The 1,364-nt window shown below is 46.7% G+C and carries 1 protein-coding gene; it reads right to left on the bottom strand.

Going from position 1 to position 1,364, the window contains the following annotated elements; translation table 11 throughout:
- Positions 1-1,177 (bottom strand): UDP-glucose dehydrogenase family protein (locus tag AC1DRJ_RS27835; RefSeq protein ID WP_477804977.1); only part of this gene is annotated, 1,177 nt, incomplete at its 3' end.
- Between the last annotated feature and the right edge of the window lie 187 nt (positions 1,178-1,364).

The following is a 1,364-nucleotide window of genomic DNA, read 5'->3' as shown; positions in this document are numbered from 1 at the left end:
CAATTACAAACGCGACTGCTGCTTTCAAAGCGGCTTCTTTACTGCCGCATAGACTTAGATCATATCGGCAACCATATATACGCTGCGTTTCTTCCATAGCTTCCGCATCATAGGCTTGTACTTTTGCCCCGGCTTTCCACAGCGCTTCCATCAATACTCGGCTGGGCGCTTCACGCATATCATCTGTATTGGGTTTGAAGCTGAGACCCCATATCGCGAACGTCCTACCACTTAATTTGCCATTAAAATGTTTTGAAATTTTTTTGAACAGTACGGATTTCTGCTCCTCGTTTCGGCGTTCCACTGCTTTCAGAATTTTAGCATCAAAGTCAATGTTTTCTGCAGTAYGGATCAACGCTTGTACATCTTTAGGAAAACAAGATCCGCCATAACCGACGCCGGCATATAGGAATTGATAGCCGATACGTGCGTCAGCGCCAATGCCCTGACGAACCATTTCAATATCAGCTCCGAGCAACTCCGCCAAATTCGCCATTTCGTTCATAAAACTTATTCTTGTGGCCAGCATGCAGTTGGCAGCGTACTTGGTTAGTTCAGCACTTCGAACATCCATCACAATAATTTTTTCGTGGTTGCGATTGAAAGGCGAGTAGAGTTCGCGCATCACATCTTCTGTACTTGAACTGCTCGTGCCAATAACAATCCGGTCAGGACGCATGCAGTCGACAACAGCTGAACCCTCTTTCAGAAATTCGGGGTTGGAGACCACGTCAAAGGTCAAGTCCTCGCGGCCACGATTGGCGAGTACTTCAGCCACACGAGCGCTTACCTTGTCGGCCGTTCCCACAGGAACAGTAGACTTGTCGATGATGATTTGGTGGCATTCCATATGCTGTGCAATGGTTTCAGCTACCTTGAGTACATATTTAAGATCGGCTGAACCATCCTCGTCTGGTGGTGTGCCGACTGCGATGAATTGAACTTCGCCGTGTTTTACTCCTGCTACAGCATCAGTTGTAAAACTCAATCGGCCAGAAGCGTAGTTTTCTTTTACTAGGGCTTCAAGTCCTGGTTCGTAGATTGGAATATGGCCTTGTTTAAGGCGTTCGACCTTGTTGGCATCAACATCGATGCAGACTACGTCGTGGCCGACCTCTGCGAGGACTGCGCCTTGTACTAGGCCGACGTAACCTATGCCGAAAACTGTGACTTTCATGTCGATTCCCTTTGAGCGAGTTGCGAAAAGTAAATATAGTTAAATGCATTGCCTTCTATAGCAGTGCAGTGAGCAGCTTCGCTCGTGTCAGAAGTAAAGTTTAATTAACACGAGTTTTTAATTTATTATTTGCGGTAGGWGGTATTGCAAGAGTGCCATCCGCCGGCAACTCACTATTCTACAAAAG

This window comes from Pseudomonas sp. P5_B2, assembly GCF_056400445.1.
The sequence above is the reverse complement of the archived record's forward strand: the minus strand, read 5'-3'. Positions and strand labels throughout refer to the sequence as shown.